This is a genomic window from Trichococcus sp., assembly GCF_049589555.1.
Lineage (GTDB): Bacteria > Bacillota > Bacilli > Lactobacillales > Aerococcaceae > Trichococcus.
This window is the reverse complement of the sequence record NZ_JBAWAZ010000077.1, coordinates 1-15,012: the sequence shown is the minus strand read 5'-3', so window position 1 is coordinate 15,012 and position 15,012 is coordinate 1. Positions and strand designations below refer to the sequence as shown.

Genomic DNA, 15,012 nt, shown 5'->3' with positions numbered 1-15,012 from the left:
ATCTAATGAAGTGTAAAGATTTTTTCTTGACAATCCGTACGAGAAGGAAGGTATTCTGATGGAGCTGGAAAAAACCAATAATATGAATACTCTTTATGAATTCTATAATGTCCTGTTGACGAATAAACAGAAAGGCTATCTTTCTTTGTATTATGGCGATGACTATTCGTTGGGCGAGATCGCTGAAGAATTCGCGATCAGCCGGCAGGCAGTGTACGATAATATCAAGCGCACCGAAAAAATTCTGATGGATTATGAACAGAAATTGAAATTGGCGCAAAACTATAGCCTCCGAAACAAAAAATTGGACGAATTGGCGAGTTATGCCGAAGAAAAATATCCCGCAGACAGAACTTTGCAGAGTTTGATCAATAATCTGGAAGAGCTGGATGACAAAGACGAATAAACACTAAGGAAGTGGCAAATATGGCATTTGAAGGGTTATCCGAGCGTCTCCAAGGCGCGATGACCAAAATCGGCAAAAAAGGTAAAATTACGGAAGCCGATCTGAAGGAAATGATGCGTGAAGTACGTCTGGCTTTGCTTGAAGCTGACGTGAATTTTAAAGTCGTGAAAGAATTCGTCAAAAAAGTGAATGAACGAGCGTTAGGTTCGGATGTGCTTGAATCGCTTTCGCCAACACAGCAAGTCATCAAAATCGTCAACGAAGAACTGACGGAATTGATGGGTGGGCAGCAGGAACCATTCCAATTTTCTGCCAAGCCACCGACTGTCGTAATGATGGTCGGTCTGCAGGGTGCTGGTAAGACAACCACTGCCGGAAAGCTTGCCAATTACATGAAGAAAAAAGAAAACAAACGCCCGATGCTGGTTGCCGCCGACGTCTATCGTCCGGCAGCAATCAATCAATTGCAGACTTTGGGCAAACAGTTGGATTTCCCTGTCTATGCATTGGGTACCGAAGCAAATCCGGTCGATATAGCGAAGCAGGCCGTTGAACAAGCCAAACTCGATGGACGCGATCTGGTCATCATCGATACGGCGGGACGACTGCACGTGGATGAAGTGTTGATGACAGAATTGAAGAACATCAAAGCTGCCGTCAATCCTACAGAAATCCTCTTCACGGTAGATGCCATGACCGGTCAGGACGCTGTCAATGTGGCGCAATCCTTCAATGAACAGCTCGGCATAACCGGTGTCATCCTTACCAAACTGGACGGGGACACACGCGGCGGGGCGGCGCTTTCCATCCGTTCCGTAACCGGGAAACCGATCAAATTTACGGGTCAAGGCGAAAAATTGGAAGATTTTGAACCGTTCTATCCTGAACGCATGGCTTCCAGAATCCTGGGCATGGGCGATCTGATGACATTGATTGAACGCGCGCAACAGGATTTTGATGAGACAAAAGCGGCAGAAATGGCCGAGAAAATCCGCGAGAACACCTTCAACTTCAATGATTTCATCGAGCAGATGGATCAAGTCACCAACATGGGGCCGCTTGAAGACCTCCTGAAGATGATTCCGGGCATGAGCAACGTTCCGGGACTGGACAAAATGAAGATCGATCCCAAAGATGTGGCCCATATGAAGGCGATCGTGCTTTCGATGACGCCCGCTGAACGCGAAAATCCCGAACTTCTGTCGCAAAGCAGACGCAGACGGATCTCGAAAGGTTCCGCAAGATCGTTGGCGGAAGTCAACCGTCTGATCAAGCAGTTCAACGAATCCAGGGATATGATGAACAAGATGTCCAAAGGCAATTTTGCAGGGATGGAAGGCCTCCTCGGGCAAGGCCCGAAAGGCAAAATGGGCAAGATGGCCATGCAACAAATGGCCAGACGGATAAACAAAAAGAAGAAAAAGAAAAAATAATTCCAAGTGTAAAGAGAAAACACTTTACAAGCAAATGGAAAACTGGTAATATATAAAAATGTGAGATACAGATATATGGAGGTGTTATATAAATGGCAGTTAAAATTCGTTTAAAACGTATGGGTTCTAAAAGAAACCCGTTTTACCGCGTCGTTGTAGCTGATTCACGTTCTCCACGTGATGGACGTTTCATCGAAAAAGTAGGTACATACAATCCAGTTGTTGAACCAGCTGAAGTTAAATTTGACGAAGAGTTAGTTTTGAAATGGTTAGCTGAAGGTGCACAACCTTCTGATACAGTTCGTAACTTACTTTCTCAACAAGGTATTATGAAAAAATTCCACGACTCTAAGTTAGCTAAATAAAAGGGTGGTTTAAATGCCTGAAATTTCAGATTTAATCCTGGCAATTGTCAAACCTTTGATCGTCCACGATGATAAGATGTCCATCGAAATCAAAGAGACAAGTGAGTTCATGGAATATCACTTGCATCTTGATGCCGAGGATGTCGGCCGTGTGATCGGGAAACAGGGACGTGTCGCCAGAGCGATCCGTACAATTGTATACAGTGTCAGAACCAAAGGCACAAAACGTGTCCGCCTTGTGATCGAAGGGGCCGAATAATCCGCTCCAATTGCGGATCCGGTCTTTTCCACTCGGTGGATGCCTAACTTAATAGCGAATAGATAGAAGCGGATGATGATACAATTGTAGCACTTATCCCTTCTATTTTATTATGTACAGAAACTTTGACAGCACGATTTATGTAAGGAGAGGTGAAAAATGGAAAAATTTTATGATGTCGGAAAAGTTGTGAATACGCAAGGGCTTAAAGGTGAAGTGCGTGTCATTTCCAGCACTGACTTTGCGGATGAACGCTACAAAAAAGGGGCTACGCTCTACTTGTTCCGCGAAAACAGTGAGCCAATCACTCTGAAGGTAGCCAGCCACCGCGTGCACAAGAATTTCAATATGCTGACATTCGAGGGATATAACCGGATCGAAGAGGTCGAACCGTTCAGAGGGGGAATCCTGCGAGTTTCCGAATCGCAGTTGGAGGACCTTTCGGATCATGAGTTCTATTATCATGAGATCATCGGATTGTCCGTCGTCAGTGATGCCGGCGAAGAATTGGGTACCATCAAAGAAATTTTGCCGCTTGGGGCGAATGATGTGTGGGTTGTATCCAAACCAGGCCGAAAGGATTTATTGGTTCCGTATATCGCTTCCGTAGTGGAAAAGGTATCTTTGGAAGATAAACAGGTCACAATCCACCTTCTAGAAGGAATGATGGACTGATGAAGATAGATGTATTGACGTTGTTTCCGGCGATGTTCGAAGGCCCTTTGTCCGAGTCGATCATCGGAAAGGCGATCGAGAGCGGTCGTGTTTCGATCACTTGCACGAACTTCCGCGACTATTCCGAAAATAAACACAATTCCGTCGATGATTATCCTTTCGGCGGCGGGGCAGGCATGCTGCTGCGCGCGCAGCCGATCGTGGACGCGCTGACGGACATCGAGGTCCAGTCTCCCGAAACCAAGAAAAGGATTGTCCTTTTGGATCCATCCGGAAAAACCTTCAATCAGGAACTGGCGGAAGAGTTTGCCGAGGAAGAGCACATTGTCTTCATCTGCGGCCATTACGAGGGATTCGATGAACGCATCAAGCAACATGTGACGGATGAAGTTTCGATCGGTGATTATGTTCTGACCGGCGGCGAACTGGGCGCAATGGTCATGATTGATGCGACTGTCCGGCTGTTGCCTGCCGTATTGGGCAATGAGCAATCGAACAAGACCGATTCATTCTCGACCGGCTTGCTCGAGCATCCCCAATATACGCGTCCGCGCGATTTCCGGGGGGATGTCGTCCCTGAAGTGCTTTTCAGCGGCAACCACCAGAAAATCGCTGATTGGCAAGAAAAAGAATCTTTGCGCAAAACCTGGCTGAGACGTCCGGAAATGTTGGGAAAGATCACTTTGTCGAAAAAGCAGCAGGCCTGGTTGGCGGAGATACTGCTGGAAGAAAAGGCTGATAATTAAGCGCAAAAGTGCGCTTTAAAATTCAAACAATGTAAACGAAAAATACTTTACACGTCAAAATTATTGTGGTAGAATTCTACAGGTGAGCAGAGAGACTGCTCCATAATACGATATTCCGCTGTGCAGAATGATTGTGTATGAATGTCGGTTGGAAGGAGAAAAAAACATGAGTCAATTACCATTGATTGAAGCAATTACACAAGGACAATTACGTAGTGATATTCCTACATTCCGTCCTGGAGACACTGTTCGCGTCCACGCTCGCGTAGTCGAAGGAACAAGAGAACGTATCCAATTATTCGAGGGCGTAGTCATCAAACGTCGCGGATTCGGAATCAGCGAAACTTATACAGTACGTAAAATTTCCAACGGTATCGGTGTGGAACGTACATTCCCATTGCACACACCTCGTGTAGCTCAAATCGAAGTTGTTCGCTTCGGTAAAGTGCGTCGTGCAAAACTTTATTACTTGCGCGCATTACACGGAAAAGCTGCTCGTATCAGAGAAAAACGTCGTTAATATTCCGCATGACATATGGAAAGGTCTGGACTTCGGTTCCGGACCTTTTTTGTATATCGTGATAAGCGTAATTCTTGGGAAAAATGTGCTATACTTGTAGCACCATATATGAAAAGAGTGATAGTTTTGACGATATTAGCAGCGCTTGATCAAAAGTTCCAAGAAAAAGGCATGCCACTGAAAAGTCATCCCATCCAAAATGGTCAGTATTTGTATCAAGGGAAATTCAATCTCGATAAAGAACATTCCTTGCCGTTCGGTGTAGTCATCGCCAAAGATGAGGCCGAAAGTGATTTTCAGATCAGCTACAGAAAATTGGCTTACCTGAATAATTATGCTGATAAAGTGAACCTGTTGGAACTGATCAATGAATTGAACCAAACCAAGACTTTTTATTATACACTTTGCCTGGCGGGGGATGGCGAGATTTTCCTTCGGCTTTTGGGCCGCTCGACAACTGATGTCAAACCACTATATGAAATGCTCGTGATCGGATCGAATATCGCAAAGGTCATGACAGCAGAATTAAAAAGCAAATTTCCGTCGCTTGGGATCGAATGAGTATTCGTCTCTGAGGCGGAGACCGCAGGAGGAACTATGAAACAAAAATTAATCGCTTTAGATTTGGATGGAACCACACTCAACAATCAGTCGTTGTTGAGCGATCGGACCAAAAATGTGCTGGCAAGGTTGCAAAAGGATAACCATCTGGTTATGATCGCAACTGGCCGCCCCTACAGAAACAGCAAAGAATTTTATGAGACACTCAAGATGACCACGCCGTTGGTGAACTTCAACGGTGCCTTATGCCATAATCCCACTGACAGCAATTGGAGTAACTATTACCACAAGACACTCGACAAAGATTTTGCGATGGATCTGATCGAACAACGTGAAGAAATGGGAATCGATTTTATCTGCGTGGAAGGCAAGAACAAGCTTTTCGCATCCACTGCAACGCTGCCATCAAACGAATATTTCCCGAAAAATTTGCTGGCGACGCAAATCACTTCGAAGGATACGCTGTCGGAAAATCCTACTTCCATGAATGTGTTTTCGGACGAACGGAATTTGGAAGCCATCCGTGACCGGATTTTGGCGCGTTATGGGAATTCTATCGAAATCCGAACGTGGGGTGGCACGATGCCCTGTCTTGAAATCGTCTCCGCCGGCGTCCAAAAAGCGCTTGGTGTTGAAGTGGTCGCGAATAACTACGGCATCAAGCGGGAAGATATTCTTGCCTTCGGTGACGAGGACAATGATATGGAAATGATCCGCTATGCTGGTCACGGTGTCGTCATGCAGAATGGGATCACGGCATTAAAGAAGATTGCCGACGATGTAACGACGCATACGAATCATGACGACGGCTTGGCAATCTATCTGGAAAAATATTTTTGCCTATAACAGCCGATCAGAGCTGAAAAAGAGGGATCGAATTGATCGTAATCGAAAGAAAAATCATTCATAATATACCGATACTGGAAATCGTTGAAGAAGCTAAGAAAAATGAGGCCATTCCGCTCGCATTCTTTTATCATGGCATCACGAACCAAAAAGAGCGAGGTCTGGAGCCCGGCTATGCATTAGCCAGCAACGGTATGCGGGTGGTCATTCCCGATGCCTATCGACATGGTGAACGCAAAGATGAAGCCTATGCTGGCGAACCGGCGGCAGAATTCTGGTCGGTAGTCCTGCAGAACATCAAAGAACTTCCTGATATTGTAGCGGTCTACGTTGAAGCGGGGTTGGCAAAAAAAGACAATGTTTCGGTCACGGGCCTTTCAATGGGAGGCATCACGACCTGCATCGCCTTGACGCAATACCCTTGGATCCATTCGGCAGCCTGTCTGATGGGCAGCCCGGATCCGATTGGTTTGTCCCATTGGGCATTGAAGTCCCGCTGGGTGGAAGGCCTACCGCCGATTGATGATGAGAAAGTCAATGCCTTGATGGCGCCATTTGAAAGCCTGAGCCTCAAAGAACATCCGGAATCGCTCGTGGACACGCCGTTTTATATCTGGCATGGCACAGCCGACGAAAGTGTTCCATACCAACAGATGGCTCAGTTCGTCAGCTCGATCAGCGGGGAAGCTTTTGCGGATAACATTTGCTTCCGGTCAACAGAGGGCGCCGGGCATAAGGTTCCTTACGCTATTTTTGAGGAAATGGCTGCATTTTTGAGGAACGTATATTAGCATTGAATTTCTATGTACAAACTGTTATCATCAAATTAATCCAGAAAGGTTAGAGGTGCATGCAATGACTGAAGAGATAAATCCCCAATTTTCGCAAGAAGAATTGGAAAGCATAAAAGAACGCGTCTTGGCGGCGCTTGAGCAAGTGATAGATCCGGAATTAGGGATAGATATCGTCAATTTAGGTTTGATCTATGAAGTGGAATTGGAACAGGATGGCTTCTGCCTGATCAAAATGACGCTCACAACAATGGGCTGCCCATTGGCGGATGTCATCACCGATGAAATCCATCGTGCGTTGAAAGGCGTTCCTGAAGTAACCGAAACACAAGTGAAATTGGTATGGTATCCTGCCTGGACGACAGACAGAATGTCCCGATATGCACGCATCGCGTTAGGAATCCGTTGATGAGAAGAGCAACAAGGAAATCACCTTTGTTGCTCTTTTTTTTTCGCGTTATCATTTGACCAATTCTGACCATCGTCGTATACTTGTCCTATAAAGCATGAAAGCAGTAGAATTTCGAGGAGGTCCTAGCATGGAAATGGAAAAAATGACGACAGCCCTGCAGCAGGCAATCGCAGAAGCGCAACGTATCGCAATGGTGCGCAAGCACCAGACCATCGATGTCGCCCATCTGTGGAAAATATTCCTGCAGCCGGATAGTTTTGCGCGCAATTTTTATATCGATTCAGGGGTGGCGGTCGATGCATTTGAATCGGCCGTTGACAAGGAACTGGATAAATCAGTGGTGATTGAAGGCACTTCCGTCCAGTATGGGCAAACATTCAGCCAAAATCTGTATAATCTCTTTCTGGAAGCAGACCGCAAACGGTCGGAGCTGAAGGATGATTTCATTTCCACGGATACGGTGCTTTTGAGCTTGATGACGCTGAAAAATCATCCTTTGACCAAATTCCTGGGAAATCAAGGTCTGACGGAAAAAATGATCGCGGAAAAAATCAAGGATATGAGAGGGGGAGAACGAGTGACTTCGCAAAATCAGGAAGATCAATATGAAGCGTTGGAAAAGTACGGCGTAGACCTTGTGCAGGCAGTACGTAGCGGAAAACAAGATCCGGTCATCGGCAGGGACGAAGAAATCAGGGATGTCATCCGCATTTTGTCGCGCAAAACAAAAAATAACCCGATTCTGATCGGTGAACCGGGCGTCGGCAAGACCGCCATCGTGGAAGGGTTGGCCCAGCGGATTGTGAAAAAAGACGTGCCGGACAACCTGAAGGACAAAACAATCTTTTCATTGGATATGGGCTCGTTGATTGCGGGAGCCAAATACCGCGGAGAATTCGAGGAACGTCTGAAAGCAGTATTGAAAGAAGTGAAGAAAAGCGACGGCCGCATCATCCTGTTCATTGATGAGATCCATACGATCGTCGGGGCTGGGAAAACCGAGGGGAGCATGGATGCCGGCAATCTGCTGAAACCTATGCTGGCCAGAGGCGAATTGCACTGCATCGGAGCGACCACGCTGGATGAATACCGCCAAAATCTGGAGAAGGACAAGGCCCTGGAACGGAGATTCCAGAAGGTATTGGTAAAAGAACCGACAGTTGCCGACACAATCAGTATCTTGAGGGGGTTGAAGGAACGGTATGAAATCCACCACAGCGTCAACATCCATGACAATGCCCTCGTTGCGGCCGCGACCTTATCCGATCGCTACATCACTGACCGGTTTCTGCCGGATAAGGCAATCGACCTTGTCGATGAGGCATGCGCAAACATAAAAGTGGAAATGAATTCGATGCCCACCGAGTTGGATCAAGTGAGCCGCAAACTGATGCAACTCGAGATCGAAGAGGCAGCCCTGAAGAAGGAATCCGACGATCAGAGCAAGAAAAGATTGGCGACTCTGCAAGTCGAGTTGGCCGATCTGCGCGAAGAATCAAATGAATTGCGCATGAAATGGGGCAACGAAAAGGAAGAGGTCGAAAAGCTGCGTGCCAAACGGGAGGATCTGGAGGACGCGCGCAGACAGTTGGAGGATGCGGAAGCCGACTATGACCTGGAACGGGCGGCAGTTTTGCGCCACGGCAGCATCCCGCAGATGGAAAAGGAATTGGCGGCTCTCGAAAAGGAGAATGCGGCCCGGAGAGGTAAAGAAGGCAACCTTGTCCAGGAATCGGTCACCGAGAACGAAATCGCAACAGTGGTGGGACGGATGACCGGCATCCCGGTGACGAAGCTGGTTGAAGGTGAAAGGGACAAACTCCTGAAATTGGAGGAAACGTTGCATAAGCGGGTCATCGGCCAAGAGGAAGCAGTGGAGAGCGTCACGAATGCCGTTCTGCGCTCGCGTGCCGGCCTGCAGTCGCCTAACCGTCCGATTGGGTCTTTCCTGTTCCTGGGGCCTACTGGGGTCGGGAAAACGGAATTGGCGAAAGCCTTGGCGGAAAACCTGTTCGACTCAGATGAACATATGGTCCGACTCGATATGAGCGAATACATGGAAAAATTTTCGGTTTCCCGGCTCATCGGGGCCCCCCCTGGCTATGTCGGTTACGAAGAAGGCGGCCAGTTGACGGAAGCGGTCCGCCGAAGCCCTTATACGATCATTCTCTTGGATGAAATCGAGAAGGCGCACCCGGATGTCTTCAACATTCTGTTGCAAGTATTGGATGATGGCCGTCTGACCGATTCGAAAGGGCGCGTGGTCGATTTCAAAAACACTGTTTTGATCATGACCAGCAACATCGGGTCTCAGCTCCTGCTGGAAGGTGTCCAATCCGATGGAACCATCCCGGAAGAGGTGGCCAATGAGGTCATGAAGCTATTAAAAGGGTCGTTCAAGCCTGAATTTTTGAACAGGATCGATGATACCATCCTCTTTACGCCATTAGGCAAAGCGGATGTCAAAAAGATCATCGTCAAAATGGTCAAGGAATTATCCAATCGGCTGGCGGACAAACAGATCCAGCTCGCCGTTTCTGATGAGGTTGCAGCCTGGATAGCGGATAATGCTTACGATCCGATTTACGGCGCTCGGCCGCTCAGAAGATTCATCTCAGCTGAGATCGAGAATCCATTGGCGCGCGCCATCATAAAGGGCGATATCCATGAAAATCAGGCGGTGACGGTGACGATGGTGGAGGATCAGGTTGGGTTCCAGACGGTCGACCTTGATGAATTTCAACAATAATTTGACAAGTCGGTATACAGAGAGGAAGTCCTGAAAGGGATTTCCTTTTGTTATTTTTATATTTGCGGTAAAATGATAATATAAATTTTCTTATTTTTATCTTCAAGAGCATGGCCGTTTGTTGTTTTTAATCGGAACAAAGCCGAAGGAGGCGTTCATTTTGCTGTTTTTGGTGATCGGGTTTCTGTGTCTGGTTTTTATGCTGTTCACTTCGAGATATTATGTGTTCGGAGCTGCGGCCATCCTGAGTTTTTTGTTGTATTTTATGTATTTCGGGAGCGGGAACTGGCTGACCTTGCTGCTTTTCCTGTTCGGGATCATGTTGTTGGTGGTCGAATTGTTCATACCCGATTTCGGGCTGGTGGGGATCGCGGGTTTCCTGATGGTCGCGGCCGGCTTGTTTTTGAACAATGAGCGTATTTTGGAAAGTGTGCTGGATGTCAGCTTGGCGATCATCATTTCCGGTGTGGCGACGTCGGTGCTGTTGAAAAAAGGCTATAAATTCCTGCCGGACCGCAGCAAATTGATTTTGGATACTTCCCTGAATCGGGAGCGCGGGTATTCGTCCAGCAAAGACTATTCCGAATTCTTGGGAATGATCGGCACAGCCACGACGACGCTGCGGCCGGCCGGCAAAGTCGCTATCGGAGGTGTGGTGCTCGACGTAGTAAGTGACGGGAAGATCATATTTGAAGGAAAACAGATTCAGGTTATCCAGGTTGAAGGGGTCAAAATTACAGTCAAGGAGTTGGATGGAGAATGACAGAAGGATTGATAGGACTCATCTTTATTGCATTGTTTGTCGTACTGTTTTTATCTTTGTTTTTCCGATTTGTGCCGGTTGGTCTATGGATCACGGCTTACTTTTCGGGAGTGAAAGTCAAAATTTCAAATCTGGTCGGCATGCGCTTGCGCCGGGTGGTTCCGTCCATGATTGTGCAACCGATGATAAAAGCCACAAAAGCGGGACTGATAATTGATATAAATGAATTGGAGGCACATCATCTTGCTGGCGGAGATGTCAATATGGTCATCGATGCGCTGATTGCGGCGCAGCGTGCCGATATTGATTTAGGTTTTGAAAAAGCGGCTGCCATCGATTTGGCTGGCCGTAATGTATTGGAAGCAGTGAAAATGAGCGTTAACCCAAAAGTCATCGAAACGCCGATCATCGCGGGTGTCGCTATGAACGGGATTGAAGTAAAAGCCAAAGCAAAAGTAACGGTACGTGCCAACATTGAGCGATTGGTCGGTGGTGCTGGCGAAGAAACGATCATCGCCCGTGTCGGCGAAGGTATTGTCACAACCGTCGGGTCTGCTAAGATGCACACTTCCGTCTTGGAAAATCCGGACTCCATTTCCCAAACGATCCTGAAAAAAGGACTGGATTCGGGTACTGCCTTTGAGATATTGTCCATCGATATCGCCGATGTTGACGTCGGCCGTAACGTGGGCGCAAAACTGCAGGCGGAACAAGCGGAGGCAGACAAGCGCGTGGCCCAAGCGAAAGCGGAAGAACGCCGTGCTTTCGCGGTCGCTGAAGAACAGGAAATGATCGCTGAAGTGCAAAGGATGCGGGCGAAAGTGGTCGAAGCCGAAGCGGAGGTGCCTTTGGCGTTGGCTGAAGCACTGCGCAACGGTAACATAGGTGTGATGGATTATTATAAAATGAAAAATATCATAGCGGATACTGAAATGAGGAGCAGCATTTCAGAGTTTCCGGCAGATAGAAGCGAACCGGAATGAATAGCCTAGCCTTTCTTTTACCGATCCTGTTGCCGATCCTTTTCCTGGTGTTCTTTCTCTCTGTGCTCATCTCGATAGTCAAAAGGATAAACCGGCTAGCGGAGAACGCCAGACTTCGAGCGGGCACATCCCAAGCGGCTGCCCTGCAGCAGACAGTTCGCCAGTCGTTGGATGGTGCCGGAAATGAGAATGCGAAACGACTGATCAAAAAACTGGCTACATTGAAGCCTGAACAGCTCTATGGCTTTTTCCAGGAGCGTCTGCCCGAAAAATATCTGCGGGAAGTCAGCCGGATCTTGAACAACAGAAATTGGCGGAGGGAAATCCTGATTTTCGTTAACCGCGAAAATTTATGGCAGTCACTGTTGCAAGCGAATGCGCCAAAAACAGGCAGCGACCAAAATGACACAGAACCTGCGGATGAAACCGTTGAGGCACCAGTGTTTACGGACTATAATATGGATCCTGAAGTGGGGTTGGCCGATGACTTCACCGTGTTTTCTGAAGACAAGAAGGAATTGAAAACCGCCAAGAGAATGGAGAAATCCACCATTCAGAACAAGAAAAAACATTCCGGCAATCAAAAAGCATTGATGCGAGCCGTCATTGCCAAAGAAATACTCGATAGGCCGGACTTTGACCGCAAATAGGAAATTGAAGGAGACAGATGGATGGCAAGAGAGATTGGATTGAACACTTTAGCGTACATGCATAGAACTGCGGACAATAAAGTGGAACAAAAAGAAATATTGCAGGAAATCAAGGAAATGGGTTTCCCGATTGTGGAAGTCAGAAGAGAGTACATCCTGTCCGGCAAAACGGAAATGAAGGAAATAGCTCAGCGAGCCTCGGAGTCTGGCTTGAAGGTGTTCTATTCCGTCCCGGCGGAACTGTTCACAGCAGGCGTGTTGAATGCACAAATGGGCCACTATTTTGAGGAAGCCTCGCTATTGGGCGCAGTCCAGCTGAAAGTGACATTAGGGGAATTCCGAGGATTCACAGCCAAACTGGCTGAAGAAGTACGGCAATTGTTGACTGCCTATCCCATCCGTTTGACGATCGAAAATGACCAGAGCGCAGAGAAGGGCAGCCCGGCTGTCCTGATGGGTTTCATTGCTGAAGCCCGTAAAGCCTCATTGGACATCGGACTGACTTTTGACACGGGCAATTTCATTTACATCGACAGCGATCCTTTCGTTGCAGCTAAGGAAATGCGCGATGCCGTAACCTACATCCATATCAAAAACGTTGCCGTTACGGAGAACGGAATTACTTTATCCGGCCTGGAATCCGGGTTGGTGGATATGCGCCGTCTTTTGTCGTTGTTCCCTGACTCAGTGCCGGCCAGCATCGAATATCCATGCGGAGTCGGCGACGAAGCGACAAAAACCATCAGCGCCGATTACAAAAAGATCCGATCCTGGTGATCGGTCCTTTGCCGATATCATTACGAATCAGGAATGCAATCCTTATCATCGGGATTGCATTTTTTAGTAGCGAATACAAGAAAATAGTGTGCGACTATGGTATACTGATTGCCGGATATCTATAAGAAAGAAGTGAATACATTGACTGAACCAGCGATTCGTTATCGCCTTATCAAAAAAGAAAAACATACTGGTGCCCGTTTGGGAGAAATCATCACCCCTCACGGCACTTTTCAGACACCCATGTTCATGCCGGTAGGTACTTTGGCCACCGTGAAGACCATGGCTCCTGAAGAATTGAAGGAAATGGGCTCCCAGATCATCCTGAGCAACACGTATCACCTGTGGCTTAGACCGGGCTCCGATTTGGTTGAAGAGGCAGGAGGCCTGCATAAATTCATGAATTGGGACAGAGGGATTTTGACCGATTCAGGCGGCTTCCAGGTCTTCTCGTTAAGCCAGAACAGACAGATCACCGAGGCTGGCGTACATTTCCGGAATCATCTGAACGGTTCAAAAATGTTCCTGTCACCGGAAAAAGCGATCCATATCGAAAATCAACTGGGTGCCGACATCATCATGAGTTTTGATGAATGCCCTCCTTACAGCGAAAGCTATGATTACATCAAAGCATCGGTCGAAAGAACGACCAGATGGGCAGAGCGTGGCCTTGAAGCCCACAAAAAGCCTAATCAACAAGGCTTGTTCGGCATCATCCAAGGAGCAGGCTACAAAGATTTAAGGCTGCAGAGCGCCAAAGAATTGATTTCCTTGGATTTTCCAGGCTATTCGATTGGTGGACTTTCGGTCGGTGAAACGAAAGAAGAGATGAATGGTGTGCTTGATTATCTGACGCCAGTCATGCCTGAGAACAAACCAAGGTATCTGATGGGCGTAGGGGCGCCGGATTCCTTGATCGACGGAGTCATCCGCGGAATCGATATGTTCGACTGCGTCTTGCCTACCCGTATAGCGCGGAACGGCACTTGTATGACAAGCAGCGGTCGTTTGGTCATCAAAAATGCGAAATATGAACGGGATTTCCGTCCATTGGATGAAAAATGCGATTGCTACACATGCAAAAATTATACACGTGCTTACATTCGTCATTTAATCAAAGCTGATGAAACATTTGGCTTGCGCTTGACTTCGTATCATAATCTCCATTTCTTGATAAACCTGATGAAAAATGTGCGCCAAGCCATCATGGATGACAATCTGTTGGAATTCAGGGAAGCATTCGTGGAAGAGTATGGCTTCAATGTTGAAAATCCGAAGAAGTTTTAGGTTTTGGGTAGTAGTCTATCTTAAAGTTTGGTAAAGTGGATGATAGATAAAAATAATACACAGATGGAGGAAAATGTATGGATACAGTAATCATGATTGCCTTTTATGGGGTGTTGTTCGGCGTAATGTATTTCATCCTGATCAGACCACAAAAGAAACAAGCGAAAAAAACGCAAGATATGCTGAGTCAAATCAAGCCAGGGGATAAAGTAGTCACCATCGGCGGCCTGCACGGAATTGTCGAAGAAGTCAATTCCGTTGATAACACAGTCGTATTGGATTGCGAAGGGATCTTCCTGACTTTTGAAAAACGCTCTATTTCACGTATTTCAAAGGTTGCCACAATCACAACTGATGATGCGATTGTCGAAGATTATTCGGCAACCGAATCAGAGCAAGAACAAGAGGACAAAAGCGAAGAGTAAAGCGATTTGATTCATCGGAAAGGAGGGACGGCGATTGCCGAATATATCAGAGAAGCAATATGATCAATTGGAGCCTTGGTTCAAACTAAAAGCAACTGAGTTCAATCAATTGGGCTACGAGAACATCCAAGTCGACGATATTTACCGCTATTTCAAGGAATTTTCTTGGAAACATACTGTCCCTCCGCATTATTACCAACAGATCCGGGATATCATGAAGACGACGGTAAACCACTATTTCGACTTTGTTGCTTTGGAAGCGCAAGTCTATAAGGTTTCTTCGTTGGATGAAATAAATTTTGATGATTTCCTATGAATCGTTACACGCAAAAAGCACAATACTTCAGAGTATTGTGCTTTTTTT

19 protein-coding genes are annotated in these 15,012 nt (G+C 47.0%); all 19 read left to right on the top strand.

The window, feature by feature from the left end:
- Positions 1-58: 58 nt before the first annotated feature.
- The 19 genes from WBV27_RS03680 to WBV27_RS03590 all read left to right on the top strand — a co-directional run bounded on the left by WBV27_RS03680 (position 59) and on the right by WBV27_RS03590 (position 14,964).
- Positions 59-406: a putative DNA-binding protein gene (locus WBV27_RS03680; RefSeq protein ID WP_424199515.1), complete on the top strand. Its 348-nt coding sequence runs from the start codon at positions 59-61 to the stop codon at positions 404-406.
- Positions 407-426: 20 nt separating this feature from the next.
- The gene (gene ffh / locus WBV27_RS03675; protein WP_424199513.1) at positions 427-1,839 is read left to right on the top strand and encodes a signal recognition particle protein; all 1,413 of its coding nucleotides are present in this window, start codon (positions 427-429) and stop codon (positions 1,837-1,839) included.
- A gap of 92 nt (positions 1,840-1,931) precedes the next feature.
- Complete coding sequence (gene rpsP, locus WBV27_RS03670; protein WP_068560440.1) at positions 1,932-2,204, top strand: 30S ribosomal protein S16; 273 nt, start codon at positions 1,932-1,934, stop codon at positions 2,202-2,204.
- 13 nt (positions 2,205-2,217) lie between these two features.
- Positions 2,218-2,463: a KH domain-containing protein gene (locus tag WBV27_RS03665; RefSeq protein WP_086628136.1), complete on the top strand. Its 246-nt coding sequence runs from the start codon at positions 2,218-2,220 to the stop codon at positions 2,461-2,463.
- A gap of 159 nt (positions 2,464-2,622) precedes the next feature.
- Positions 2,623-3,138: a ribosome maturation factor RimM gene (gene rimM, locus WBV27_RS03660; RefSeq protein ID WP_424199510.1), complete on the top strand. Its 516-nt coding sequence runs from the start codon at positions 2,623-2,625 to the stop codon at positions 3,136-3,138.
- The gene (gene trmD, locus WBV27_RS03655) at positions 3,138-3,884 is read left to right on the top strand and encodes a tRNA (guanosine(37)-N1)-methyltransferase TrmD (RefSeq protein ID WP_424199508.1); all 747 of its coding nucleotides are present in this window, start codon (positions 3,138-3,140) and stop codon (positions 3,882-3,884) included. Before rimM ends, trmD begins: the two co-directional genes overlap by 1 nt.
- Before the next feature lie 166 nt (positions 3,885-4,050).
- Positions 4,051-4,404 carry a 50S ribosomal protein L19 gene (gene rplS / locus WBV27_RS03650; protein WP_086628133.1) on the top strand — a complete coding sequence of 118 codons (354 nt, stop codon included), beginning with the start codon at positions 4,051-4,053 and terminating at the stop codon, positions 4,402-4,404.
- A 126-nt stretch (positions 4,405-4,530) separates the two neighbouring features.
- Positions 4,531-4,965, top strand: a complete 435-nt coding sequence (locus WBV27_RS03645) for a hypothetical protein (RefSeq protein WP_233442740.1) — start codon at positions 4,531-4,533, stop codon at positions 4,963-4,965.
- Positions 4,966-5,001: 36 nt separating this feature from the next.
- A complete protein-coding gene (locus WBV27_RS03640) occupies positions 5,002-5,811 on the top strand; it encodes a Cof-type HAD-IIB family hydrolase (RefSeq protein ID WP_424199505.1) in 810 nt (269 codons plus the stop codon).
- 32 nt (positions 5,812-5,843) lie between these two features.
- The gene (locus WBV27_RS03635) at positions 5,844-6,602 is read left to right on the top strand and encodes a prolyl oligopeptidase family serine peptidase (RefSeq protein WP_424199503.1); all 759 of its coding nucleotides are present in this window, start codon (positions 5,844-5,846) and stop codon (positions 6,600-6,602) included.
- Between the two features lie 64 nt (positions 6,603-6,666).
- Positions 6,667-7,011 carry a metal-sulfur cluster assembly factor gene (locus tag WBV27_RS03630; RefSeq protein ID WP_424199501.1) on the top strand — a complete coding sequence of 115 codons (345 nt, stop codon included), beginning with the start codon at positions 6,667-6,669 and terminating at the stop codon, positions 7,009-7,011.
- 130 nt (positions 7,012-7,141) lie between these two features.
- Positions 7,142-9,763, top strand: a complete 2,622-nt coding sequence (gene clpB, locus WBV27_RS03625) for an ATP-dependent chaperone ClpB (RefSeq protein ID WP_424199499.1) — start codon at positions 7,142-7,144, stop codon at positions 9,761-9,763.
- 160 nt (positions 9,764-9,923) lie between these two features.
- Complete coding sequence (locus tag WBV27_RS03620) at positions 9,924-10,526, top strand: NfeD family protein (RefSeq protein WP_424199497.1); 603 nt, start codon at positions 9,924-9,926, stop codon at positions 10,524-10,526.
- The gene (gene floA, locus WBV27_RS03615; RefSeq protein ID WP_424199495.1) at positions 10,523-11,509 is read left to right on the top strand and encodes a flotillin-like protein FloA; all 987 of its coding nucleotides are present in this window, start codon (positions 10,523-10,525) and stop codon (positions 11,507-11,509) included. Before WBV27_RS03620 ends, floA begins: the two co-directional genes overlap by 4 nt.
- Positions 11,506-12,159, top strand: a complete 654-nt coding sequence (locus WBV27_RS03610) for a hypothetical protein (RefSeq protein WP_424199493.1) — start codon at positions 11,506-11,508, stop codon at positions 12,157-12,159. Before floA ends, WBV27_RS03610 begins: the two co-directional genes overlap by 4 nt.
- Positions 12,160-12,180: 21 nt before the next feature.
- Positions 12,181-12,936 carry a sugar phosphate isomerase/epimerase family protein gene (locus WBV27_RS03605; RefSeq protein WP_424199491.1) on the top strand — a complete coding sequence of 252 codons (756 nt, stop codon included), beginning with the start codon at positions 12,181-12,183 and terminating at the stop codon, positions 12,934-12,936.
- Between the two features lie 141 nt (positions 12,937-13,077).
- On the top strand, positions 13,078-14,223 hold the full coding sequence (gene tgt, locus WBV27_RS03600; protein ID WP_424199489.1) for a tRNA guanosine(34) transglycosylase Tgt: 1,146 nt from the start codon (positions 13,078-13,080) through the stop codon (positions 14,221-14,223).
- Between the two features lie 77 nt (positions 14,224-14,300).
- Positions 14,301-14,648, top strand: coding sequence for a preprotein translocase subunit YajC (yajC, locus tag WBV27_RS03595; protein WP_424199487.1), 348 nt, complete (start codon positions 14,301-14,303; stop codon positions 14,646-14,648).
- 34 nt (positions 14,649-14,682) lie between these two features.
- Positions 14,683-14,964, top strand: a complete 282-nt coding sequence (locus tag WBV27_RS03590) for a post-transcriptional regulator (RefSeq protein ID WP_108033844.1) — start codon at positions 14,683-14,685, stop codon at positions 14,962-14,964.
- The last annotated feature ends 48 nt before the right edge of the window (positions 14,965-15,012 follow it).

What these genes read in the sequence shown, in the direction of transcription:
- WBV27_RS03680 (WP_424199515.1), top strand. Translation starts at nt 59, where the DNA reads ATGGAGCTGGAAAAAACCAATAATATGAATACTCTTTATGAATTCTAT.
- ffh (WP_424199513.1), top strand. Translation starts at nt 427, where the DNA reads ATGGCATTTGAAGGGTTATCCGAGCGTCTCCAAGGCGCGATGACCAAA.
- rpsP (WP_068560440.1), top strand. Translation starts at nt 1,932, where the DNA reads ATGGCAGTTAAAATTCGTTTAAAACGTATGGGTTCTAAAAGAAACCCG.
- WBV27_RS03665 (WP_086628136.1), top strand. Translation starts at nt 2,218, where the DNA reads ATGCCTGAAATTTCAGATTTAATCCTGGCAATTGTCAAACCTTTGATC.
- rimM (WP_424199510.1), top strand. Translation starts at nt 2,623, where the DNA reads ATGGAAAAATTTTATGATGTCGGAAAAGTTGTGAATACGCAAGGGCTT.
- trmD (WP_424199508.1), top strand. Translation starts at nt 3,138, where the DNA reads ATGAAGATAGATGTATTGACGTTGTTTCCGGCGATGTTCGAAGGCCCT.
- rplS (WP_086628133.1), top strand. Translation starts at nt 4,051, where the DNA reads ATGAGTCAATTACCATTGATTGAAGCAATTACACAAGGACAATTACGT.
- WBV27_RS03640 (WP_424199505.1), top strand. Translation starts at nt 5,002, where the DNA reads ATGAAACAAAAATTAATCGCTTTAGATTTGGATGGAACCACACTCAAC.
- WBV27_RS03630 (WP_424199501.1), top strand. Translation starts at nt 6,667, where the DNA reads ATGACTGAAGAGATAAATCCCCAATTTTCGCAAGAAGAATTGGAAAGC.
- clpB (WP_424199499.1), top strand. Translation starts at nt 7,142, where the DNA reads ATGGAAATGGAAAAAATGACGACAGCCCTGCAGCAGGCAATCGCAGAA.
- floA (WP_424199495.1), top strand. Translation starts at nt 10,523, where the DNA reads ATGACAGAAGGATTGATAGGACTCATCTTTATTGCATTGTTTGTCGTA.
- WBV27_RS03610 (WP_424199493.1), top strand. Translation starts at nt 11,506, where the DNA reads ATGAATAGCCTAGCCTTTCTTTTACCGATCCTGTTGCCGATCCTTTTC.
- WBV27_RS03605 (WP_424199491.1), top strand. Translation starts at nt 12,181, where the DNA reads ATGGCAAGAGAGATTGGATTGAACACTTTAGCGTACATGCATAGAACT.
- yajC (WP_424199487.1), top strand. Translation starts at nt 14,301, where the DNA reads ATGGATACAGTAATCATGATTGCCTTTTATGGGGTGTTGTTCGGCGTA.